Genomic DNA, 24716 nt, shown 5'->3' with positions numbered 1-24716 from the left:
TGTTACATGCAACTACCGGCCTCAACGTACAGAATTCAGTTTAACAGCGGTTTTAGATTTTCCGGGTTAAAGAAAATTACGGATTACCTTATTGAACTGGGCATCGGGGCAGTGTATGCAAGTCCGGTTTTTTCTTCCGTGCCGGGAAGCAACCACGGCTATGATGTAATTGATCCGAATAAAATAAATCCTGAGATTGGCTCCCTGGATGAGCTCATAACCAGGATTTCATTTCTTAAAAAAAATAAGATTGACTGGATACAGGACATAGTGCCTAATCATATGGCTTTTCACACGGGCAATGAATGGTTGATGGATGTCCTTAAAAAAGGAAGGGATTCTTCCTATGCCTCATGGTTTGACATCGACTGGGATCATCCAGGTTTCAAGGGGAAAATTATGGTTCCGTTTTTAGGAAAACCTTTGGAAGCTTGCATAAATGAAGGGGAAATAAAAATAGCAGCAGATGAACACGGAGAATTGATCATTTCATATTATGAGAATATCTTCCCTGTAAACATTCAGTCTCTTCAGTTTCTTCGTGATTTGTATTCATCCGTTGAACCGGGAAAATGGGTTGCAGGTTTGAACAGTGATCCGTCCGCAATGTTTACGTTTCTTTCAGAACAATTTTATGTGTTGTCGCCCTGGTACGATACTTCAGAACAAATTAATTACAGGAGGTTTTTTACAATTAACGGACTGATTAGTCTGAAAATGGAGAACTATAATGTTTTCAGGGATTATCATAAACTGATTTTTAAGTTAGCCGAAGAAAATTATTTTACCGGCCTCCGCATTGATCATGTAGATGGATTGAAACTTCCGGAAACCTATTTTAACAGTTTAAGATTACATCTGGGTAGCGAAATTTTTATGGTGGCTGAGAAAATTCTGCAAAGCCATGAAGACCTTCCGGAGCATTGGCCTGTCCAGGGCACTACGGGTTATGAATTTCTTGCCATCCTTAATAACATTTTCACAAATCTCCATTCAATGCCCATGCTGAAAGGTTTCTATAAGGAAATCACAAGTGATGGAAATGAAATACCTGTTGAATCGGTAATCTTAAATAATAAGAATCTTGTTCTGAATGAAAGTTTTGCAGGAGACCTGGCCAATATATGCCGGATGGTTGATGATCCGGGCCTGGTTACTTATAATCACGAAATAACCCCTGAAAAAATCAGGGAGGCAATCGGTCTTTTGCTTGTATTATGCCCCGTTTATAAGTTATACAGTACATCATTACCGCTTAATGGTTCTGATAAAGACACTATGGCAGATATAATTGCAGTTGCATCAGAAATGAAACCCTATTTAAAAAACACCCTTCGCGTTCTTCAGAATCTTTTTTTTGATCCTCCTGATGAGTTAAAAAACAGGGTATCGGAGTTTTTTATGCGACTTATGCAATATACAGGTCCCTTGATGGCAAAAGGACTAGAAGATACTACAATGTATTCCTGGTCGTGTTTTTTAGCACATAATGAAGTGGGGGACTATCCCGATTCTGAAGGCATAAAAATTTCATCCTTTCATTCTTATATGGAGAAAAGGAGAAGGGAATGGCCTGCTTCGCTTAACACTACTGCCACCCATGATACCAAAAGAGGCGAAGATTCAAGGGCACGGTTATTTGTAATAAGTGATATTCCGGATGAATGGTTTTCTTTTATCCGTTCATCCGTATCGTGGAATGAAAGCAAAAAAGGATGGGTCGAAAACGATTATGTTCCTGATAATAACGAAGAATATTTCATATACCAGGCACTACTGGGATCAATGCCTGTGAGTTGTGAGCCGGATGAAAATTATGCACTGCGCTTCTGTGAATATATGGAAAAAGTTCTAAGGGAGGCAAAAGTTCATTCGTCTTGGAATAAGCCAGATCCGGCCTATGAAAATGCAGTGAAGAATTTTGTAACCGCTTTGCTTAATGATAAATCGTATTTAAAAAAAATAGTTAACCCTTTTTTTCGGATTATCCGTGAATTCGGAATCATAAATTCATTGTCCCAACTGGTTTTGAAATTTACATGTCCGGGTATTCCTGATTTCTACCAGGGCACTGAGTTCTGGGATCTTTCCTTTGTCGACCCCGACAATCGCAGGCAGCTGGATTACTCCGAAAGGCACGAATCGTTAAGGGAAATAAAGCGCATAAAGGGAAAAAGCGGAATTGATTTTCTTGAAAACCTTTATGATCATGCATCTGACGGGAAGATAAAGCTATGGTTATCTCATTGTCTTTTTAAAATGAGATTCCTCGAAAGGGATAGCTTTGTATTCGCTGATTATATCCCTTTGCGGGTTACAGGAGAATACAGGGATAACTGGATGGCTTTTGTCAGAAAAACTAAGAACACCTGGTTTCTTGTAATTATACCTCTTCATCTTGCAGAGAATGATAGTATCAGGAACAGGAAGCCCTTTTCATGGAATGACACGGCAATTCAGTTGCCGGAAAATGCGCCGGTCGATTGGGTTCTGTTGTGGAACGATAGAAAATATTATTTTTATAACGAATTATGGATCGATCAGATATATACAATACCTGTACCCCTGGTTTTTAAAGGCATACAACGATCAAACGGCAGGGCAGGCGGTGTTTTGTTACATTTAACATCTCTTGCCGGCGGCTATGGCTCGGGCAATCTCGGCACAGAAGCCCACCGTTTTATCGATTTTCTGGTTAAAAGTGGGCTTCAATATTGGCAGATCCTGCCGTTTAACCCGGTCGACAGGTCTGGCTCTCCGTATAGTTCATCCTCGGCATTTGCCGGAGGCATTCATTTAATTGACCCTGATTCGGTCGTTAACCGGTTTGGACTGAAAAATATTCCAAAAACTGCAACATCAACAGGTAAAGTTGATTTTGAGAAAGCATATCTCACTATAAAATCAGTACTTTCGGATGCCTTCCGGGTTTATAACACGCAAGATAATCCTGCATCCAGGAAAGAATTCACCTCATTTTGTGAAAAAAACAGTTACTGGTTGAATGACTTCGTCCTCTTTACTGCGTTGTCAGACCATTTTAAAGGGGAACCCTGGGTTAATTGGCCTGAAAAATTAAGGAACAGGGAAACCGCTGCTCTTAAAGCCTTTTCTGTTGATCATAATGAGGAAATCGATCTGCTTAAGTTCTCGCAATACATCTTTGACAATCAGTTCAAAGCGCTTGCAATGTACGCGGAAAGTTTTGATACCAGGCTGATTGGTGATATTTCATTTTATGTAAGTTTTAACAGCGCCGATGTTTGGGCACACAGAGACCTGTTTGATATTGATATGGATGGCAATATGATATCTATGGCTGGTGTGCCTCCTGATTTTTTCAGCAAGACAGGGCAACTCTGGAATATGCCGGTTTATAACTGGAAAAAAATGAAGGCGAAGCATTTTGAGTGGTGGAAAAAGCGTATCGAAAGAAATCTTGAGTTTTGTTCCATAATTCGTCTTGATCATTTCAGGGGATTTTCCTCATTCTGGAAGGTACCTGCAGGTGAAAAGACCGCCGTCAGGGGCAAATGGGTTAAAGGTCCTGCAGAAGATTTTTTCAGTGAAATGAAGGCATCTTTTCCGGGAATGCCTTTTATCGCTGAAGATTTGGGTGACATCGACGATGATGTAATTCAGCTGCGTGACCGGTTTAACCTTCCGGGAATGCGTGTTTTACAATTTGCATTTGACGAAAAGATGGTTGTATCCGATCACATTCCTCACCAATATAAACCGGAATGTATTGTCTACACAGGCACTCATGATAATAATACAATAAAAGGATGGTTCAGCGATAGCAGCAGGGAAATCAGGAATCGCCTGTCTGCATATTCTGGAAGAAAAGTAACACAGAAATCGGTTTGTTCTGATCTTATACAAATGGCATTTGCGTCAGTAGCGAAAACCGCAATAATTCCCATGCAGGATTTGCTTGAACTGGATGGCACATCACGGTTAAATACTCCCGGGAAAGCAAGAGGAAACTGGAAATGGAGAATGAAACCGGATGTTCTGACCAATAAGCTGATTGAGAAATTGCACCATCTTTCTGCAATATACGGACGTATTTAATATTGCCTTAATAACTCGATTCTTTTTTCAATCGGCGGATGTGTTGCAAAAATAAGAGCAACTGAAGAACTCAGTTTATTTTTCTTCTTTTCTCCCGGATTGTCAATAAAAAGCTGGGCTACATCCTTTCGTTCCACTGCTTCAATACGCGAATCGGTCGATATTTTCTCAAGGGCCGATGCAAGGGCCAGCGGATTTTTTGTCATCGCCGCCGATCCCGAATCAGCAAGATATTCTCTTCCTTTAGAAAGGCTGAACCTGAAAATTGAAGACAACAAATAGCCAATGGCAGCGAGCACAAGTGCAATCAGGATTATATACCCTCCGTCTTTTTTACCTTTTCCTCCTCCGCCAAAGCGAATCACACGGAATAACGTTTCAGTAAGGAACGCAAAAATTCCGACAAAGACAATGGATACAATCAAAAGCCTGACATCGCGGTTACGGATATGTGTAAGCTCATGAGCAATTACGGCTTCGAGTTCAGCGTCATCAAGTTTATTAATAATACCGCGTGAGAGAGATATTGTAAAAGTCGATTGATTGATTCCGCTTGCGAAAGCATTCAGTGAATCATCCTCAATAAGGTTGATTTTAGGTATTGCCATACCATTGGCAATACATAGATTTTCAACAAGGTTATATACTCTTTTGTTTTGAGTTCTTTCAAGAGACACTGAACCGGTTGCTTTCCTGATCATAGCCGTATGTGAAAACCATGCGATAACAAACCAGATGAACACTGCAAAAGATATCCAGGGAAATGCAATCAGGAAGGACCTGTTTGTCTCATAAAAACGATAGGGCAGTTGCTGTTCCGAAATAAAGTATAGAAACAGCCATAATAATATATAAATAACTGCCGGAAAAAGGATCAGTAAAAATACCGATTTAAGGTTGTTTCTCCAGATCTGGCTTTGAAGGCCAACATATTTCATACAAAAATCAGAAATTTAATTTCGGCGTTTCTTCAGCCTTTTCTCTTGACATTCCCAGGTCGAACATGGGTTCCTTACTAAAACCGAACATGCCTGCAAGGATGTTTGAGGGGAAAGTCTGAACGGCATTATTAAGTTCTTTTGTAGCTGAATTGAAGAAGCGCCTTGCAGCCGCAAGCTTGTTTTCAATATCCGCTATTTCTTCCTGCAACTGGATAAAATTCTGACTGGCTTTCAGGTCGGGATAAGCTTCCACAGCCACATTCAAACCCTGGAGAGCAGAAGTAAGCTGGTTTTCAGCAGCTACCTTTTCATTAATTGTCCTTGCCTGTAAAGCACTTGTACGGGCATTCGTAATATCGGTCAATACGGTGCTTTCGTGTTTCATATATGCTTTGACCGCTTCAACGAGTTGTGGAATAAGGTCAAGACGCTGCTTTAACTGTACATCGATATCTGCAAATGCATTTTCGCGGTTATTCCTGAGCTTAACCAGTCTGTTATATAAACCGATTATCAGCAGCACAACCACGACCAGAATTATAAGAATAACGATCATCATGTTTTTTGTTGTATTGGTTAATAAACTGCTAATTTATTATTTTAAACAGCAGATGCGAATGCATATTTTCTTATTTTCGTGCTTCACATAATGATAAAAGTCATGAAATCTGAAAACAATATCGGCAGCAAGATTGAAATGCTGCGGAATGTAAAGAAAATGGATATCACAGAACTGGCTGACAGGTCCGGACTTTCAGAAAGCCAGCTTACACTTATCGAATCCGGCACGTCGATACCTTCACTGGGTGTGCTGATACGGATTTCGCGGGCATTGGGCATCAGGTTAGGGACCTTGCTTGATGACGCTACAAAAGACGGTCCTGCTATAGTCAGGCGGGTAGAAAGAAGTAAGGCGCAGAGTTTTTCAACAAGCGAAGATAAAAACAGGGAGCACCTGGTATTTCATTCACTTGCCCCGGATAAGGCCGGCAGACATATGGAACCTTTTATTGTGGACATTGAACCGGGTCAGAATAAGCAGTTGTCCAAATCCTCTCATGAAGGAGAAGAATTTATTTTTGTCACTGAAGGCACGATCACCGTGGCTTACGGAACAGATGTTTTTGAACTGCAAAAAGGTGATAGTATTTATCTCGATTCAATTGTACCCCATCTTGTAACAACCCGTGAATCAAAAGCACAGATTATCGGTGTGGTTTATGTACCTGTTTAAAACTTTCAATTTATGGCATTAGTTGAATACACTTTGGGTGGTATCCTTGAAAAATGGGCAACCGAGACACCCGACCAGGAATTTATAGTTTATCCCGACAGAAACCTGCGTTTTACCTATTCACAGTTTAATGACAGGGTAAACAAGCTCGCTAAGGGTTTGCTTTCAATCGGAGTAAAGCCGGGGGATAAAGTAGGCATATGGGCCACCAATGTGCCTGACTGGTCGACCTTTATGTATGCTACAGCCAAAATAGGAGCTATACTGGTCACTGTGAACACAAGTTATAAGCTCACTGAACTTGAATTCCTGATCCGTAATGCTGATTTGCATACATTGTGCATTATTGATGGTTTCAGGGACAGTGATTACGTCAATATGGTATTCGAGTTGGTACCTGAATTAAAAACAACTGCAAGGGGACAGCTTAAAAGTGAGAAATTCCCGGTTTTAAAGAACGTTGTATTTATAGGCCCCCAAAAACACAAAGGAATGTATAATACCCTGGAGTTGATTCTTCTCGGTTCCTATCTTCCTGACGATGACCTGGTGAAACTCCGGATGAATATTTCCTGCCATGATGTGGTGAACATGCAATATACGTCGGGAACCACAGGCTTTCCGAAAGGTGTCATGCTCAGCCATCATAACATCATTAACTGCGGACAGAGCACGGGCGATTGTATGAATTACACCCAAAAGGACAGGTTGCTCGTATGCGTACCCCTGTTTCATTGTTTTGGCTGTGTTCTGGCAATGTGCGCGATAGTCACCCATGGTGCCACCATGGTATTTGTGGAGGAATTCGATCCTCTGATGGTCCTGGCGTCTGTACAGAAAGAAAAGTGTACGGCCCTGTACGGTGTGCCCACAATGTTCATTGCCGAGCTGAATCATCCCATGTTTGATATGTTTGATCTGTCAAGTCTGCGTACAGGCATTATGGCCGGTTCCCTCTGTCCCATAGAAGCGATGAACCAGGTGATGACCCGCATGAACTGCAAAGATCTGATCATAGTTTATGGTCTTACTGAATCATCACCGGGCATGACAGCCACGCGCACAACAGATCCTCCCGAAGTAAGAGCTACTACTGTGGGAGTGAATTATCCAGGGGTAGAGGTGAAAATTGTGGATCCTGAAACGGGTGAAGAATGTCCTCCTGAAGTGCAGGGTGAAATCTGCTGCAGGGGATACAATGTAATGAAGGGTTATTATAATAACCCCGAAGCAACAGCAAAGGCAATTGATAAAGATGGATGGCTGCATTCCGGTGACCTGGCTGTTAAAACCCGGGATGGTTTTTTCAAAATCACAGGACGTATTAAGGATATGATCATCCGTGGCGGAGAAAATATTTATCCCCGTGAAATTGAAAACTACCTTTATAAAATGCCCCAGATACAAATGGTTGAAGTTGCGGGCATACCTGATGAGAAATATGGGGAAATTGTAGGGGCTTTTATTATTTTAAAATCCGGACATACCCTTACCCAGGAAGAAGTACAGGAATTCTGCAGGGGAAAGGTGAGCCGCTATAAAATACCAAGGCATGTTATTTTTGTTGACGATTACCCTAAAACGGCCAGTGGCAAAATTCAGAAATATAAACTGAGAGAGATGGGACTGGAGTATGTAAAGTCGCTTTGTTCCTGATCAGTATTGTTTACTGGTTTTGTGTTTCCCGTAAACAGCAGTTTTTAGAATTCCGATAAGCTAATTATGAGTAAAATGAGCAATTTAGCGATTGCTCATTCAACTTTTCCTGCAGTATAGTGTTTTACATACTAAACACTTAACTTAAAATAGTATGAAATCAGGAAATGTTTTTGTAGGGTTACTGGCAGGTATTGCCGCTGGAGCCTTGTTAGGGGTGTTATTTGCACCGGAAAAAGGAGTTGATACCAGGAAGAAGATTTCAAAGAAAAGCAAAGACTTTGTCGATGATGTAAAAAATAAGTATGACGACTTTGTAAGAGGCGTTGGTGAAAAGTTTGATTCAGTGAAACAGGAAGCCGATTACCTGAAATCAAAGGCATCCAAAGTTTCTGATATTTAAGCAATCCAATAAGATCATGGAAGTCAGGGAAAGCTCTATAAAATCGTTACTGGACAGTACTGAGGATTACATCAAAACCAGTGTTGAGCTGTTAAAACTGAAAGCAGTTGATAAAGCAGCGGATAAAGTATCCATTATTATTTCACGGGCCACTGCTGTTTTTGGTTTTCTTATGTTCCTTATACTTGGGTCCATCGCGTTAGGGCTTTGGCTTGGCTCTGTGTTAGGTAAAAACTGGGCCGGTTTTCTTATAGTTGCCGGTATCTATGCAGTTATTGGCGTCATGTTCTTTCTAACTCATAACTGGTTTAGAAAGATGATCGGAAACGCTATTGTTAAACAGGCATTTAAGGACTGATAGTATGAGAAATATATCATCTGTAGCCGACCTGAAAGATGCTATAAGCGAACTGGAATTTAATAAAGCTGTGCACCGGCGCATGCTTAAGGACAGTTTTAATGATACGATTGAAAGCCTGAAGCCCGGAAATGTTATAAAAAATCTGGGTCAGGCTATAAAAAATCCAAGTTTACTGTCCAATATTCTGCCTGCAGTTGTTGGTATTGCATCAAGTTTTATTTCTAACCGGGTCACTAAGAAAATAGCTTCAGGCGGTAAAAGTGGAAACCGTTTTAAACGGATTTTAAAGAGCGTGGTGATGTATGGCACTGCCAGGGCGCTTATAAAGAATCCGGATCTTCACCGGATTTTCGGACAACGTGTGATGAACAGTGTTTTCAGCAAATAATAATAATTTCAAATAATTAAATTAAATGAATAACGGAGTAGTAAAGTTTTTTAATGAATCAAAAGGATTTGGTTTTATTAGAGATTCAAAATCATCCCGTGAATATTTTGTTCATGTATCGGGACTCAGAGACAATATCAGAGAAAATGACGAAGTCACCTTTGACCTTGAAGAAGGAAAAAAAGGTTTAAATGCCGTAAATGTCAAGCTTATCTGATAACCAAAACATTGTTTTAACCAATTCAAAGAGACGTTGCAAATCAACGTCTCTTTTTCATTTTAATAGTTTTTTGCCCGCAGATACTGCAAGGGCCACTCTACATCAACTCCTGTGTCATGTGCGGTTTTTAATGCGAAATACGGGTTCCTTAATAATTCCCTTGCCATCAATACAAGATCGGCTTTATTTTCACTTACTATTTCTTCGGCAAGCTGAGCTGTATAAATCTGTCCGACTGCTCCGGTCATGATTCCTGTTTTCTTAATCATTTCAGCAAAATGTACCTGGTAACCAGGGAAAGAGGGTATTTTGGCGTGGGGTATATTTCCGCCCGATGAGCAATCAATCAGATCCACCCCTATATCTTTAAGCACTTTCGCTAGTTCTACGGATTCTTCGGGTGAAAACTGCAATTCATCATTCCATTCCGTTGTTGAGATTCTCACAAAAAGCGGGAACCTTTCAGGCCATACATTTCTTACAGCAGAAACAACCTGGCAAAGCAGCCTTATCCTATTTACAAATCCGCCTCCATATTCATCTTTTCTTACATTGCTGTATGGTGAAAGAAATTCATGCAGGAGATATCCATGAGCGCTGTGAATTTCAATTACCCTGAAACCGGCATCCAATGCCCGCTTTGCTGCCGATTCGAATGATTTTGTTAGTTTATTTAAATCATTCAGCTGCATGGCATACGGTGTCCTTTCCTCCGGCCGGAACGGTATATTTGACGGAGCCAGTGTTTCCCATCCACCGTCGTCCAATGCAAGCTGTTTACCTCCTTTCCAGGGGACCGCACATGAAGCTTTCCGCCCTGCATGGGCAATCTGGATTCCTGAAACAGAGTCATGTTCATGAATAAACTTTGTAATTCTTGCCAGGTTTTCTATATGCCTGTCATCCCAAATGCCCAGGTCACCGGGTGTAATTCGGCCTTCAGGACTTACCGAAGTGGCTTCTGCTATTACAAGGCCTGCTCCGCCCATGGCCCTGCTTCCCAGGTGGACAAGATGCCAGTCATTAGCGAATCCGTCAGTTGATGAATACTGGCACATCGGTGAAACAACAATCCTGTTTTTTAATGTAATATCCCTGATTTTGAGCGGGGAAAATAAAAATGCCATATACTGATGAGTTGGTTCAGGGAACAAAGGTAGTGCTATCTGTTCAGAGATACACAGCCGGTTTTATTGCCTGAGCTTTGAAGAAACCCCCCGGTGATCCTTATAGCTCCATCCGGTTGCCAGGCCGAATACAAAATATACAAGAGCCACCACGCCGAGTGCAAAGACAGTATCGCCAATGACACGCATCCATTTGAAAGTATGAATATAGGGTTGTTGCATAAATTCAATTGACCGGGCATACCATAAGCCATGCTGAACACTTGCCACTGCCTGTGATAAGCCTACAGGCAGCACGCTTAGTAAAACCATTGCTGCGAGGCCTATATTAATTGCCCAGAATGAAAGCCGGATCCATCGCTCATTCCATGGTCTTTCTTTATCGATATCCCGAAGGACAAAAAGCATCAGTCCGATTCCCAGCATACCATAAACTCCGAAAAGTGCAGTGTGACCATGAACGGCAGTAGTATTCAATCCCTGCATATAATATAGTGCAATGGGAGGGTTGATGAGAAAACCAAAAATTCCCGCTCCTGTGAAATTCCAGAAGGCCACGGATATAAAACAGTAAATCGGCCACCGGTATGCTCTTATCCAGTTATTGCTTTTACTTAATTTCAGGTTATCGTACGCTTCAAATCCCATCAGAACCAGAGGTACCACTTCGAGTGCACTGAAAGTTGCTCCCAGCGCCAGGATTGCTGTGGGGGTTCCTGAAAAATACAGGTGATGAAATGTTCCGAGGATACCGCCGGAAAGGAATACGATAGTTGAAAACAAAACAGCCACAGTGGCAGTGGATGCTTTTATAATTTTCATCCGTACGAATAAAAAGGCGGTAATTACAGCGGCAAAAACTTCAAAAAATCCTTCAACCCACAGATGCACAACCCACCATCTCCAGTATTCTGCAACGGCAAGGTTGGTTTGACGGCCCCACATTAGCCCCGCTCCGTAAAATCCGGCGATGGCAACAGACGAGATCAGGAAAAGCATAAGAAGATTCCTGCTTTCCGATCGTTGCGTAAGTGCAGGCCAGATGGCCCGGCCCATTAAAATAAGCCACAGAACAAGTCCTACAAGAAGGAATATTTGCCAGAACCGGCCTAAATCGACATATTCATAACCCTGGTGTCCGAACCAGAAATTTTCAATGAGTCCAAGCCGCTGCATGACTCCCAGCCACTGGCCGGTTAATGACCCGGCCACAATAATCAGGAGGGCTATAAACAGAAAGTTGACACCGAAACGCTGAAACCTGGGTTCATGTCCTGAAATGGCAGGTGCATAATATAATCCTGTGGCAAGCCATGATGTGGCAATCCAGAAGATCGCAATCTGAACATGCCATGTTCTCGAAATGGAGTAGGGAAGTATGCTGGCCAGCGGAAGACCATAGAATGCCTGCCCTTCAACCGTATAGTGGGCTGTTATTACCCCCATCACAACCTGTACCAGGAGTAATATGGTTACAATCCAGAAGTACCTTACAATGGCTTTCTGCGAAGGGGTCTGAACTTCGTTTCTGAATGGCACAATCTCAGGTATTTCTTCACCTCCTTCACCCCTTCGGTTGGCATAATGCCAAACCATCAAACCAATTCCCGCAAGCAGCATGATCACGCTGAATCCCGTCCATAACAAAAGATTTCCGGCAGGACGATTGTCCACCAGGTCTTCTGCAGGCCAGTTATTGGTGTAGGTTATATTTTTACCCGGTCTTTCAGTAACACAGGCCCATGATGTCCAGAAAAAGAAGGCATTCAACTCATTAACCCGTTGAGCATCTTTCAGAAGATTTTCGGGTATACTGTAAGCATCTCTTTCCTTATGCAATTCAGGGTTATTGGTGAATAATCCTTTGTAATAATCGCTGTTTTGGCGGATTGCTTCAGCACGGGCGGAAGACACCGTGATATTTCCCGTTGACCGTTCATACGTATTTTTTCTGATGTCCTGCCTGAGTCTGACTTTTATTGAAGCCTGTTCATCTTCGGATAGCTGGTTATAATTCTTACCTGTTTTGTCAAGAGAAAGCTTATCGAGCATGAACAAAGCTTCACGATGAAGCCAGTCGGCACTCCAATCAGGAGCCTGGTATGCACCATGCCCCCATACCGTGCCAAGTTCCTGTCCACCCATCGATTGCCAGACATTCTGACCATTTAAAATATCTTCTTTGGTAAATATGACATGGCCATCGGCTGTGATTACTTTTTCAGGAACAGGCGGGGCCTCGCGGTATATCTCACGGCCATAATAAAGAAGTACCGCAAAAGAAACGGTCATCACGATTATAAAGCCGGTCCATAATTTACGTGTATTCATACACAGCATTATTAGTTTGAAAATTTCAATACTAACAATAGCGTAAATTAAAAGTTACTATGTTTTAAAAGGTGAATTTTATTCCCAATCCCGGATCGATACCAAAATATACACTGCTGTTGCGGTCAATTTCAATGGTTGGCTTAAGATCAATGCTGATAGCAAAAGGTACAGGCGGAATCTTATACTCAAGTCCGACTATGCCGTCAAGTCCTATGGCATATCCTTCGCCCCTGTTATAATACCAGTCATGCTCTTTATCTCTTGTTGACAGAAAAGTAATATGGCCACCTCCGCCGAAATACCAATTCATACCTTCCACATCGAAAGCAGGTACATTTTTTTCATATAAGGCAGTCAGGTTGAACATGCCTGTCCAGAATCCTGCCAGCAATTCCACGCTTGATTCATTAGCCGTTTTAAATTTCAATGTGATTCCGGAGGGGTAACCCGCTCTTAATCCCAATGCCACTTTATAGTCTGCATTAAATGATTGCGACGAAAGAGTAACACTTACAAGTATTAACGCACCTAACGACACCAATGTCCTTTTTACTCCTTTCATGACTAACGTTTTAACAGGTCCATACAACTATGTACCTTATTTTCAGTTATCAACATCCTGCAGTTTGAAATGTTCATGAACATAACGGGGTTAAAAGTGTTACCCATTTATAATCACCTTTTACAATTCATGAAGCCATTTATATTCACATTAGTTAATGCCATAACACTGGTTGTTATGGGTTTATGGGGTTATTTCAGTTCAAATGATCCATCTGTAACTGCATTCATTCCGGTCGCAGCCGGAGTTGTCCTTTTAATCCTTTCAGCAGGAATTCGCAATCAGAACCGACATGTTGCACACGCTGCAGTTATTCTGACACTCATCCTGTTTATTGCTTTATTTAAACCTCTTTCCGGAAGCCTTTCAAGACATGATTCAGCTGCCATTGCAAGGATTATTATCATGATGTTCACATCTCTTTTATCCCTGGCATTTTATATACGCAGTTTTATTGAAGCCCGGAAACAACGCAGTTAACAAGTCTCATATGGAAGTATTCATCAAAAGACTGACCGGTTTGCTATTTTCAAGCCGACTAATGGTAATTTTAATCCTGCTGTTTGCGATTTCAATTGCCACCGCCACCTTTATTGAAAACGACTTTGGCAGTGCCACAGCCAGGTCAGTAGTTTATAACGCATGGTGGTTTAATGCCCTTCTTTTTCTGGGAATTATCAATCTTGCCGGAACCATTCTCGTCAGTAAACTTTACCGAAAGGAAAAATTATCAATCTTTCTTTTTCACTTTGCCTTTTTGTTAATCCTTACCGGCGCTGCAATTACGAGGTTTATAGGATTTGAAGGGATGATGCATATCCGGTCGGGTGAACAATCCAATACTATTGTAAGCAGCAATAACTACCTTATTTTAAAGGCTGATTCAAAAGGTAAAAGTGCAACTGCACTGAAGCAGGTGCATTTTTCAAAGTTAACCGACAATAAATACAAAGTAGACCTCCGGCTGAACAATCAGAAAATATCGGCGAAGATCCTTAAGGTTATTCCGAACGCCATCGAAAACATGGTGTATGATCCGTCAGGAAAACCTATGATTCAGCTTGTGTTTTCAGGAATGCAGGGACGACAGACTGTTGTTGTCGCGGAAAGTCAGCCTAAACAAATAGGTGAACTTCTTTTTACAATGAACGACTCAGCCAACAGTAAAGGAGTCGATATCAGGTCGGACACAAGCGGCTTATTCATACGCATTCCGGTTTCTGCCATGGTTATGAATATGAGGAGCCAAAAATCGGATAGCCTTTTAGCACATAAATATTATCCGCTGCAATTAAAATCACTTTATAATCTTTCCGGTTTAATGCTGGTTCCTGATAATTTCATCTCCTCTGCTTCCGTTTCGCTTTCATCAGGCACGGGTAACGAATCCAAATCCTTTCCTGATGCAGTTTTTCTGCAGCTTATGGCCGGTGGTTCAACAAAAGAGTTCCGATATTTTTCAGTTCGTGATGCAGTGAATAAGCCTGCTGAAATAGCCATGAAAGATATCCATGTAAGTATTTCAGTCGGTGCAAGAGAAGTCCAGATTCCATTTGCACTCAGACTTAATCAGTTCATTATTGAAAGGTATCCGGGTTCCGAAAGCCCGTCATGGTTTGAAAGCCGGATAACCTTGTCCGACGCAGTAAGGGGAATTCAGCGGCCTGAAAGGGTTTACATGAATAATATATTGAAGTATGGCGGATACAGGTTTTACCAGTCATCTTATGATACTGATGAAAAAGGGACAATTTTTTCAGTCAATCATGACCTGGCCGGAACTATAGTGACCTATGCAGGATACCTTTTGCTTGCCATCGGCATCCTGTTCAGCCTTTTCAATAAAGGAAGCCGTTTTCAGAAGTTGTCGGTTCAGCTCGAGTCCATGAGGGGAAAGCTACCTTTGATTATCCTTTTGTTTTTCTTTGCGTCAGGTATTTCAGCCATTGCGGGTGACAACATTCCGGATAGTGTGAGAATTAACGCCGGTGATGCGGCAAAATTCGGGAAACTGCTTATTCAGGATCCGGCAGGACGAATAAAACCGGTTAATACATTGAGCTCGGAGTTGCTGAGAAAAGTAAGCAGAACCACTGAATTTATGGGTCAGACGCCCGACCAGGTTTTATTGGGAATGCTTGTTTATCCAACCTACTGGCAGGAAATCCCTATGATACGGGTTAGCCATCCTGAAATAAAAAAAGTGCTGAATGTTTCCGGGAACCTGGTTTCATTTACCGATTTCTTTGATCTGAGACTCGAAAATGTTCCTTATAAGCTGAGCAGGTTCGTTAATGCTGCCTATCAGAAAAAACCTGCCGCACGGTCTACTTTTGATACTGAAATTATTCGCCTCGATGAAAGGGTGAATCTTTGTTACCAGTTATACAGCGGAAGCTTTTTAAGGCTGTTTCCGAAACCCGGAGATCCGGGATCAACTTGGTACTCTCCCGCCACAGTAGGCGGACATTTCAATGGCAATGATTCCGTATTTGTATCTTCCATTGTTCCCCTTTACCTGCAATCTCTTTCCGCAAGTACTTCATCATCAAACAAAATTCCACCTGATGAAGCATTAACGGCTATTCATAATTTCCAGGCACGCTATGGTTCGCAGATCATGCCATCACCATTTCGTATTCGGCTTGAAGTGCTGTATAACCGCCTGAATATATTTGATAAGTTAAGCAATGCCTATGGATTAATCGGTTTACTTCTGCTGATCGTGCATTTTATACTGATTTTCAGGCCTTCGGTAAAACTTCAGTCATTGCTCAGGATTTTCACCTGGATAGTCCTGTTTCTGTTTTTAACTCATTTTACGGGACTTATTTCCCGTTGGATCATCTCTGGTCATGCCCCCTGGAGTAATGGCTACGAATCGCTTATTTACATCGCATTTGCCACCGTATTAGCCGGGCTTATATTTTCAAGGAAATCATCCATAACACTTGCAATTACTTCTTTACTTGCCTGGCTTATCCTGTTTGTGGCACATCTCAACTGGATGGATCCGCAGATAACGAATCTTGTTCCGGTGCTTAAGTCTTACTGGCTTCTGATCCATGTTGCCGTTATTACAGCAAGTTACGGTTTTCTGGCCATGGGTGCAATGCTTGCATTTCTGAATCTCATTCTGATGATCTCACAGACATCAGGAAATTATAACAACACCTCAAGGATGATAAGCGAATTTTCAATTGTAATAGAAATGACGCTCATTATTGGATTATATTTGTTAACGATCGGCACATTTCTGGGAGGAGTCTGGGCAAATGAATCATGGGGCCGATACTGGGGTTGGGATCCGAAAGAAACATGGGCGCTTGTATCGGTTCTGATCTATGCATTTGTTGCCCATATGAGGTTGGTGCCCGGATTAAAGGGAAATTATCTCTTTAACTTGTTTTCGGTATTGTCCTTCAGTTCAATTATAATGACCTATTTCGGTGTGAATTATTACCTGTCAGGCATGCACTCTTATGCAAAAGGAGATCCGCTGCCGGTTCCGTCTTTTGTTTATTATACCCTGGCAATAATAGGTCTTGTGGCAATCCTGGCATGGGAGAACCAGAGAAGGATGAAAGTAATGTTTGAAAAAGAGTTTGAAAAAAGTTCAAAAAAGAGTTTGAAGAAGAAGTTTGAAGGGAGTTTGAAAGAAGTTTGAAAAAGAGTTTGAAAGAAGTTTGAAGGGAGTTTGAAAGAAGTTTGAAAGAAGTTTGAAAGAAGTTTATGCGATTTCAAACGGTTTCATTCAAACGGTTTCATTCAAACGGTTTCAGTTCAAACGGTTTCATTCAAACGATTTCAGTTCAAACGGTTTCATTCAAACGGTTTCAGTTCAAAAGATTTCAGTTCAAAAGATGAAGCAATTACTAAAATTAACACGCATCAATATGTCAACCGCCATTGCTTTTTCAGCAGTGACGGGATATGTATTTAAAGCAAAAGGCCTGCATCCGGAAGTACTTGCTGTTTTTGCGGGTGTACTTTTACTTGCCGGTTCAGCTACAGCATTAAACCAGTACCAGGAAAGAGAACAGGATGCTTTGATGAGCCGTACAAAAAACAGGCCTATTCCGTCAGGAGACATGAAGCCTTCAACAGCACTTGTTTATGCTTTGATTATGGGACTTGCAGGAATCATCCTGCTATATTTTCTTTCAACGCCGCTTACTGCAGCCCTCGGTCTTTTTAACATCCTATGGTATAACGGGGTTTATACACCATTAAAGCGCAAAACTGGCTTTGTAGTAATAGTCGGGGCTGTAACCGGAGCCATTCCTCCCATGATGGGCTGGACTGCGGCTGGAGGTAGATTATCCGACAAGGGAATCCTGTTAATGGCTGCTTTCTTTTTCTTGTGGCAGATACCGCATTTTCTGCTGCTGCTGCTCAGGTATAAGGAAGACTATAAAAGAGCAGGATTCAGATCCGCTACCAATACTTTGAATGACAACCAGATCAAATCGATAACTTTTGCATGGATACTTGGTACATCCCTGATTACACTCTTCTTCCCGTTTTTCGGCATAGTTTCCGGAATAGGACTGATCGCATTAATGATTATTCTGAATATCCTCATGGTCGGATATTTCTACCGTTCAGTTTTCAATCGGAATCTTACATTTAATATTGGAAGTGCTTTTGGTTCACTCTATATCTACCAGCTTTCGGTGCTTGCGATTTTAATGGTTCAAGCTCTGAAGTAGGCAGTTAGTCTGTGAGTCTGTGAGTCTGTTAGTACTGTTAGTACTGGTATTAATTAATCACTAGTCACTAATCACTAATCACAAGTCACTTTTTCAGCGTTTGAAGGTACTCCACAATCTGTTTGATTTCGTCCTCTGTGATTATGCCTTTATACGATTGCATTAAACCGGGCCGGAAACCTTTCACGATTTTGACATTCGGTTCCATCAGGGATTCATGAACATAATTTTGATCAACTGTCACCTGCTGTTCTTTTCCATCCACAAGAACCGTTGTTTTTTCACCGAAAATTCCTTTAAACGAAGGTCCTACAATAGTTGAGCCGTCGATAGAGTGACATGCAATGCATCCGTTTTTCCGCATGATATTCAGACCTGCAGAACCGATTGCAGCGGTTTTTCCGCCCGGAACCACAAGGGTGGAGTCATTGTACCATTTATCAAATGCTGCCTGGGGCATAACATTCACTGCAGTGGCCATATACGAATGCTGCAATCCGCAATATTCAGCGCAGAAAATTTCATAGCTCCCTTCTTTTTGTCCGATAAACCAAAGGAAATTATTGCTTCCCGGAACCATGTCCTGTTTAATACGGAAGGCAGGAATGAACATACTATGAATCACATCGGCCGACGTTACATTTACTATCACAGGTTTGTCGAGAGGAACAAAAAGTGTATCGGTTACTTTCCCGTTCGGATACTGGAATGACCAGCTCCACATCCTTGCGGTGCTCGAAATTTTAAAGGCGTCCTTAGGCGGTGATTTCAGCATTTTCCAATCGCTCCATCCATAGAAGAACATAACCATGACTATAATCAGTGGAATGAGAGTCCAAACCAATTCAAGTTTGAGGTTGCCTTCAATGTGTTCCGATTTGGGATTACGTTTTTTGTTGTAGCGGATCACAAAATAAATCATGACCACACTGATACCCACAAGGAAGAACATAGCTACAGCAAAGATGAACATGGTTGTTCTGTCGACACTGTTTGTGAAATTTGAAACGCCTGTAAACATATCGCAGCATTTATCGGTAGATATAGTCCACCAGGGTTATTATAATGGTTAAAAATATTAATGTAAATATAATCCCTACAAAAATGATAAGCACCTTATCATGAAACTTCAGGTGCATGTTGTAAAAAAGAACAATGGATGCCTGTATGGTGGCAATCAGCAGGACAAGCCCTACCGTTACGGCCGGTGAAATCCTTATTTGTGTAAGGGCAACTGCAATAAGAGTAAGTATTGAAAGGCCTACAAATGTGAAAATATACAGGTTGTAACCTGACTCTTTCTTCGTTGTCTGAACTGCACTGTCGTGCACGTTCCCATGATTTTCTCTGCTTTCAGGCATAAGTTCAGTTTATTAGATAGAAAATAGGAAACAGGAATATCCAGATCAGGTCGACCATATGCCAGTAAAGGCTGCAATTTTCAAGCAATGAGTAATTTTCTGAATGAATCCGACCGGAGGATGTTCTCTTGATAACCACTCCGATGAAAGATAATCCCACAATCAGGTGGAGTGCGTGCAAACCAGTCATAAAAAAATACAGGCCGAAAAACATGATATCGCCGTGGCTCAGAGAAACCAGCTCGCCTGATCCCGGGTATAAACCATGTTCAAATTTTATATGCCATTCAAAGTACTTGTTGATAAGAAACACAATACCAAGGATCATGGTAGCAAAAAGCAGCATCAAAGTGAGTTTTTTGTTGCCTTTTTTGTTTGCCGCATAAGCCAGCACCATTGTTAAACCACTGAATAAAAGGATAATGGAATTAATTGTGCCAATGGTAACATTCAGTTCCTGTGCAGCAATGTGAAATCCTTCGCTGTATTTATACCTGTAAACGGAGTAAACCAAAAACAAACCTGAAAACAGAATGAGTTCTGTGAAAATAAACAGCCACATTCCTATCCGGGATGCATCATCATCCCGATGCTCCAGGGTTAATGCGTGTTCAATCTGGTTATTAAAGTCCGGCATAGTAATATTTATTTGTAATCGTAAGGGCCATGTGTTATTTCCGGTATTTCCTCAAAATTCTCGAGCGGGGGAGGCGAGGGAACAGTCCATTCCAGTGTCTTACCACCCCATGGGTCTGCCGGTGCAGGTTCACCATGACGGGCTGAACGAATGAGGTTGATAATTATGATAGCCAGTCCGAAAATCATTACAATGGCTCCCAGTGATGAAACAATGTTTCCTCCGTGGAACTGGGGCAGATAGTCAGCTGATCTCCTGGGTTCACCATTCATTCCGAGGATGAACATGGTGAAATAGAGGGCAAGGAAACCCATAAAAAATATGAGGAAGCCGGTATTTGCCCAGCTTTTATCATATTGCCGTCCGAACATCTTCGGAAACCAGTAATGCATTCCGGCCATGAAAGCATACCCTGTACCACCGAAAACGATGAAATGAAAATGGCCGACTATAAACATGGTGTCCGTAAGATGGACATCAACGGCCAGCGAACCCTGGAAAAGACCAGTCAATCCGCCGATCATAAAAACAAAGATAAATGCCAATGCCCAGTATAGGGGCGTCTGAACGTTTATTGAACCCTTATACAATGTGGCGACCCAGTTGAATACTTTAATGGCGCTTGGGATAGCAACCAGAAAAGTGAGAAATGAGAAGAACCACATGGATGCAGCGCTCATCCCTGCTGCAAACATATGATGACCCCAAACAAAATATCCCAGGAAGGCGATTCCAAAGGAAGAAATCACAATCGCCTGGTATCCGAACACTGTTTTACGAGCAAATGTGGGTATGATTTCAGATATTACTCCCATAGCCGGAAGAATCATGATATAAACTGCCGGGTGCGAATAAATCCAGAATAAATGCTGGTATAGTATCGGGTCACCACCCAGTGAAGGATCAAAGAAGCCGATCTTGAAAATTCTTTCTGCCACAATCATAAGGAGAGTAATGCCAATAATCGGCGTAGCTACAATCTGGATCCATCCTGTCGCATAAAGTGACCATGGGAAAAGTGGCATTTTCATCCATTTCATGCCAGGCGCTTTCATACGATGTATGGTTGTAATAAAGTTTATACCGGTAAGTATAGAGGAAAATCCGAGTACAAAGGCGCCCAGAACAGCCGATACAACATTCGTAGGTATCCTCAGGCTGTAAGGTGCATAAAATGTCCATCCCGTATCCGGGGGACCATCACCAAGGAATTGTGAGGTAAGCGCTATTGCCGCACCCAGGATATAAAGCCACCACGATAATAAATTGAGTCGGGGAAAGGCAACATCCTTTGCTCCAATCATGATAGGTAAAAAGAAATTTCCGAAAATTGCCGGCACACCCGGAATTACAACAAGAAATATCATGGTGATACCGTGAAGCGTAAAGAATGCATTGTAAGTGGCTGCATTCATAATTGTCTTTCCCGGTGCTATAAGTTCAAGTTTCATCAGGAGTCCGAGCAGAGCCCCTATGATGAAAAATGACATGATACTGTAAAGGTAAAGAAGGCCTATTCTTTTATGATCTGTGGATAAGATCCACGCCAGAATTCCCTTATGTTTACCCTGGTATTTTAAATAACTGACTGACTCCTGGTTCATGATATGATGAATATCTGTTAATGATCTACTGGGTTACCTGTTGTTTTACACTATTCCTGTGTGGCCTTAATATAAGCCATAAAACGATTCCAACAAGGATCAGAAGGATCAATCCTCCTCCTACTTTGGTGACATCAAGCACATACCTTTGTGCCTGAGAATCATAACCGTAACAGTACTGCAACAATTTATTGATCGTGGGTCCCGCCTGGCCTTTTGATGCTTCAATAATTGCCATTTTATACTCAAATGGCAGGAAATATGTACCATTGAGATAGCGGGTGATTTTGCCTTCGGGACTTACAAAAATAAGTGTGGCTGAATGAAGGAATACGTTACCGGCCTTTTTGTAACGGAATCCCGTCGCTTCAGTGGCACGCTTGATATTTACACTGTCCGCAATGAAAAACTTCCATCCTTCTGCAGCCTCCTTTGTCTTCATGTTTTTCACATAATTTGCCTTTTTTTGAATGGCAAGTGATAAAGGTTCTGCAGTGTTAAAACCGATTGTAAGCACCTGGTAATCTTTGTCAGGTTTCAGATCCGTTTTGTCAATTACTTCTGAAAGCCCGTTCATTAAAGGCGTACAGAGCATCGGACATTCAAAATAGACAAAGTTTATTATAGTGGGCTTGTTGATCAGACTTTTCAGATTAACAAGCTTTCCGTGTTCATCCGTGAGTTCAATGTTGTCCGGTATATATTCGTTAAGATGCTCAACGATTCCGATCTCAACATTCGGATCCCTTATAGCGGCTGAGTCTTTAACTTCGGCACTATTAGCAGTAAAACAATATGTAAGTAAGAGTCCGATGAATAAACTGCTGTAATTATTTTTATGCATGATGCTAAATATATGATTCAAAGTGATGTTCATAGCTTTCCTGTATAAACGGGTTGTTTTCAGGAACGAGTGAGGCTTTTGAAAGATGATAACCAGTAATTAATGCGAATAATCCGGCAAATCCCAGAAACGACCCTGCTTCAATAAATCCGACAGAACTTTTTCCAACTGCTGCCGGGTAAAGGGTGATGTATAAATCAACCCATTGCCCGATCAAAACGGTTACTGCAATGACAAAAACAATCCATTTCTGCCTGCTTGTAGCAACGGGTAGAAGTACAAAGAATGGTATGGCCCAGTTGAGAAGGATATCCAGAATCCATACTGATTTCCATTCTGGCGCCCACCTTACATAATAATAAAAAGTTTCTTCGGGAATATTGCTGTACCAAATCAGCATGAACTGGGAGAACCAGAAATACCCGTAGAAAATGGAAACAATAAATATATACCGGGCAAAATCATGCACATGGTAGACGTTTAGAAATCCGAAATGCCCTTTAAGGTTCATCAGGACAATCAGTATAAAGATCAGCGCAGTGCCGTGCTGAAAGGCTGCAATGAAATATTTCAGCGAAAAAATTGTACTGAACCAATGTGCCTGAGTGGACATAATCAGGTCAAAACCCAGAAGAGAAAAGGAAATGGCAAGGAAAAAGATAAAGATGGCGGAATATTTTTCCATTTTTCTCAATGTGCCGGATCCTGCGTTTAGATCTTCCCTTAGTGATGCTCTCCTTATCAGGTAGGCAAGGAGAGTCCATATGGCAAAAAACGCAACTAGACGAATAAAGAAAAAAGGCACATTCATATAAGGCGATTGGTGTTGAACCACTTCATCAGCACCGCCGGCATGTTGTGTCCACGGATACAGGTACTGGAGTCCAAAATACAACACAATCATGAGTAAACCGGCTACCGGCAAATACATCATCATCGCTTCGGGTACTCTTCTGAAACCCGATGACCAGCCTGAACGGGTAATTGACTGCAGGGCCAGGAAAAATGTGGCGCCTACGGAAAGCAAAAAGAAATAAAAAGCAGTGAGGAGATAATTGGCCCAGGTTCTTTGAGGATCTGTAATAAATCCGTAAACAAGTGCTGCCACTCCAATAAGCACCAGGATGACACTAATTACCAGAAATTTTCCTGAAAGTCTGATTCTGTTTTCCATGATTACTGATTCGTTTGACTCTGTGATGCGTTAGCCTGCAGACTTCTAACATAAAGCACGACTTTCCAACGGTCGTCGGGGCGGACTATAAGGCCATGAGGTTCCATAATGCCGAATCCTACCGTGATTACATGGTAAATCTGGCCGTCAGTTCTATTAACAATCTTCGGGCTTATAAGGTTGGCAGGGGGAAATGGATATTTTCCCGATGTAAAAAGGTGTCCTTTTCCGTCCCCGGTTTCTCCGTGACATTGAAGGCAAACATTTGTATAAACCTGCTTGCCCCTGTTTAAAACTAGCGAATCAGGTAATAATGGATTCTTCAACGAAGCCGCTTTTGCAATTCCTTCATCACTTCTTTCATAGGGATAAATTTCAGCTTCCCTTGAAATAGTTCCTTTTACATAAGGCTGCAGAGTCATGCTGTCCTTAAAATTCGGATTGGGCTCATAGGTTGTATAGGCGCTGGAATAAAACATATCCGGGAAATAATCATACCCCGGGTTGTTCTTATCCCTGTCGCAGCCCTGAAGGCTGATTACAAATAAAATCAGCACAGATAGAGTTTTATTCATGTTCTCCGGTATATTGAATCACTTCTTCGGCACCATTTTTTAAAAGTAAATCCCTGGCTTCAGTTACGCGGTGCGGATCAAGAACGATTATAAATTTATCATCCACAGCTCTGTCATCCATAACCGTCGTTTTTTTACCCGGGTAAAGTTTTGCCCGCATCGAAAAGATTAGTAAGCTGATAAGAGTAACTGAAAGGATGGTCAGAATAAGGGTAACCACTATAAATGAAGGAAAGGCATTGGTGGGTTTTCCACCGAAATTCAACGGCCAGTCAATAACGGCTGTGTAATATAAAAATGACAAAACAGCAAGCATCATTACTATTCCTAGAAAATATGAGATCGTAGGTATCCGTGATTTGCCGGTTACCATCCTCACAGCTGTGTGAACAGGGACAGGGGCAAACAGTTCAAAAATTTCAGTGTTTGCATCCTTAAGCGCTTTAACAGCATGTTCAAACTTTTCCTCGTCTTCAAAAATGCCCAGTATTTTTTTCTGTTCCATA

General features: G+C 41.7%; 23 protein-coding genes. 10 read left to right on the top strand and 13 right to left on the bottom strand.

Annotation, left to right across the window (positions count from 1 at the left end; all coding sequences use genetic code 11):
* Positions 1 to 6 precede the first annotated feature (6 nt).
* Entirely contained in the window at positions 7 to 4077 is a 4071-nt protein-coding gene (gene treY, locus VK179_08985) for a malto-oligosyltrehalose synthase (GenBank protein ID HLO58861.1), read from the top strand.
* On the opposite strand, the gene VK179_08980 is transcribed toward treY, so the two are convergent.
* Entirely contained in the window at positions 4074 to 5015 is a 942-nt protein-coding gene (locus VK179_08980) for a M48 family metallopeptidase (GenBank protein HLO58860.1), read from the bottom strand. The genes treY and VK179_08980 overlap by 4 nt on opposite strands.
* Before the next feature lie 7 nt (positions 5016 to 5022).
* Entirely contained in the window at positions 5023 to 5577 is a 555-nt protein-coding gene (locus VK179_08975) for a LemA family protein (protein HLO58859.1), read from the bottom strand.
* Positions 5578 to 5679: 102 nt separating this feature from the next.
* Here VK179_08975 and VK179_08970 point away from each other — a divergent pair, with 102 nt between their 5' ends.
* From VK179_08970 to VK179_08945, 6 genes are all read left to right on the top strand, one after another.
* Positions 5680 to 6252 (top strand): XRE family transcriptional regulator, encoded by a 573-nt coding sequence (locus VK179_08970; protein ID HLO58858.1) that lies wholly within the window; start codon positions 5680 to 5682, stop codon positions 6250 to 6252.
* A gap of 12 nt (positions 6253 to 6264) precedes the next feature.
* Positions 6265 to 7908 (top strand): AMP-binding protein, encoded by a 1644-nt coding sequence (locus VK179_08965; protein HLO58857.1) that lies wholly within the window; start codon positions 6265 to 6267, stop codon positions 7906 to 7908.
* 154 nt (positions 7909 to 8062) lie between these two features.
* A complete protein-coding gene (locus VK179_08960) occupies positions 8063 to 8311 on the top strand; it encodes a YtxH domain-containing protein (GenBank protein ID HLO58856.1) in 249 nt (82 codons plus the stop codon).
* A gap of 16 nt (positions 8312 to 8327) precedes the next feature.
* Complete coding sequence (locus VK179_08955; protein HLO58855.1) at positions 8328 to 8669, top strand: phage holin family protein; 342 nt, start codon at positions 8328 to 8330, stop codon at positions 8667 to 8669.
* A gap of 4 nt (positions 8670 to 8673) precedes the next feature.
* Positions 8674 to 9060: a hypothetical protein gene (locus tag VK179_08950; protein ID HLO58854.1), complete on the top strand. Its 387-nt coding sequence runs from the start codon at positions 8674 to 8676 to the stop codon at positions 9058 to 9060.
* A gap of 25 nt (positions 9061 to 9085) precedes the next feature.
* A complete protein-coding gene (locus VK179_08945; GenBank protein HLO58853.1) occupies positions 9086 to 9277 on the top strand; it encodes a cold shock domain-containing protein in 192 nt (63 codons plus the stop codon).
* A gap of 62 nt (positions 9278 to 9339) precedes the next feature.
* Here the strand turns inward: VK179_08945 and VK179_08940 are convergent, their stop codons facing one another.
* From VK179_08940 to VK179_08930, 3 genes are all read right to left on the bottom strand, one after another.
* Positions 9340 to 10407 (bottom strand): NADH:flavin oxidoreductase/NADH oxidase, encoded by a 1068-nt coding sequence (locus VK179_08940; GenBank protein HLO58852.1) that lies wholly within the window; start codon positions 10405 to 10407, stop codon positions 9340 to 9342.
* A gap of 63 nt (positions 10408 to 10470) precedes the next feature.
* On the bottom strand, positions 10471 to 12738 hold the full coding sequence (locus VK179_08935; GenBank protein ID HLO58851.1) for a nitric-oxide reductase large subunit: 2268 nt from the start codon (positions 12736 to 12738) through the stop codon (positions 10471 to 10473).
* Between the two features lie 64 nt (positions 12739 to 12802).
* On the bottom strand, positions 12803 to 13303 hold the full coding sequence (locus VK179_08930) for a hypothetical protein (protein ID HLO58850.1): 501 nt from the start codon (positions 13301 to 13303) through the stop codon (positions 12803 to 12805).
* A gap of 129 nt (positions 13304 to 13432) precedes the next feature.
* Here VK179_08930 and VK179_08925 point away from each other — a divergent pair, with 129 nt between their 5' ends.
* Genes VK179_08925 through VK179_08915 form a run of 3 tightly spaced genes read left to right on the top strand, consistent with a single transcriptional unit; the run spans position 13433 to position 18015 of the window.
* Positions 13433 to 13783 carry a hypothetical protein gene (locus tag VK179_08925; protein ID HLO58849.1) on the top strand — a complete coding sequence of 117 codons (351 nt, stop codon included), beginning with the start codon at positions 13433 to 13435 and terminating at the stop codon, positions 13781 to 13783.
* Positions 13784 to 13793: 10 nt separating this feature from the next.
* Complete coding sequence (ccsA, locus tag VK179_08920; protein HLO58848.1) at positions 13794 to 16970, top strand: cytochrome c biogenesis protein CcsA; 3177 nt, start codon at positions 13794 to 13796, stop codon at positions 16968 to 16970.
* Between the two features lie 52 nt (positions 16971 to 17022).
* Positions 17023 to 18015, top strand: a complete 993-nt coding sequence (locus tag VK179_08915; protein ID HLO58847.1) for a protoheme IX farnesyltransferase — start codon at positions 17023 to 17025, stop codon at positions 18013 to 18015.
* Positions 18016 to 18100: 85 nt separating this feature from the next.
* Here the strand turns inward: VK179_08915 and coxB are convergent, their stop codons facing one another.
* Genes coxB through VK179_08875 form a run of 8 tightly spaced genes read right to left on the bottom strand, consistent with a single transcriptional unit; the run spans position 18101 to position 24715 of the window.
* On the bottom strand, positions 18101 to 19036 hold the full coding sequence (coxB, locus tag VK179_08910) for a cytochrome c oxidase subunit II (protein HLO58846.1): 936 nt from the start codon (positions 19034 to 19036) through the stop codon (positions 18101 to 18103).
* 10 nt (positions 19037 to 19046) lie between these two features.
* Complete coding sequence (locus VK179_08905; protein HLO58845.1) at positions 19047 to 19376, bottom strand: cytochrome C oxidase subunit IV family protein; 330 nt, start codon at positions 19374 to 19376, stop codon at positions 19047 to 19049.
* Positions 19377 to 19380: 4 nt separating this feature from the next.
* A complete protein-coding gene (locus VK179_08900) occupies positions 19381 to 20013 on the bottom strand; it encodes a cytochrome c oxidase subunit 3 family protein (protein ID HLO58844.1) in 633 nt (210 codons plus the stop codon).
* Between the two features lie 8 nt (positions 20014 to 20021).
* Positions 20022 to 21617 (bottom strand): cbb3-type cytochrome c oxidase subunit I, encoded by a 1596-nt coding sequence (locus VK179_08895; GenBank protein ID HLO58843.1) that lies wholly within the window; start codon positions 21615 to 21617, stop codon positions 20022 to 20024.
* Positions 21618 to 21642: 25 nt separating this feature from the next.
* Positions 21643 to 22461 (bottom strand): SCO family protein, encoded by an 819-nt coding sequence (locus VK179_08890; protein HLO58842.1) that lies wholly within the window; start codon positions 22459 to 22461, stop codon positions 21643 to 21645.
* Positions 22462 to 22465: 4 nt separating this feature from the next.
* A complete protein-coding gene (locus VK179_08885) occupies positions 22466 to 23635 on the bottom strand; it encodes a hypothetical protein (protein HLO58841.1) in 1170 nt (389 codons plus the stop codon).
* Positions 23636 to 23637: 2 nt separating this feature from the next.
* Positions 23638 to 24210: a cytochrome c gene (locus tag VK179_08880; GenBank protein ID HLO58840.1), complete on the bottom strand. Its 573-nt coding sequence runs from the start codon at positions 24208 to 24210 to the stop codon at positions 23638 to 23640.
* Entirely contained in the window at positions 24203 to 24715 is a 513-nt protein-coding gene (locus VK179_08875) for a DUF3341 domain-containing protein (protein HLO58839.1), read from the bottom strand. The genes VK179_08880 and VK179_08875 overlap by 8 nt, the downstream gene beginning before the upstream one ends.
* Between the last annotated feature and the right edge of the window lies 1 nt (position 24716).

The organism is Bacteroidales bacterium, assembly GCA_035299085.1.
GTDB lineage: Bacteria > Bacteroidota > Bacteroidia > Bacteroidales > UBA10428 > UBA5072.
Note: the sequence above shows the minus strand (reverse complement) of the source record. Positions and strands in the feature narration are given on the sequence as shown.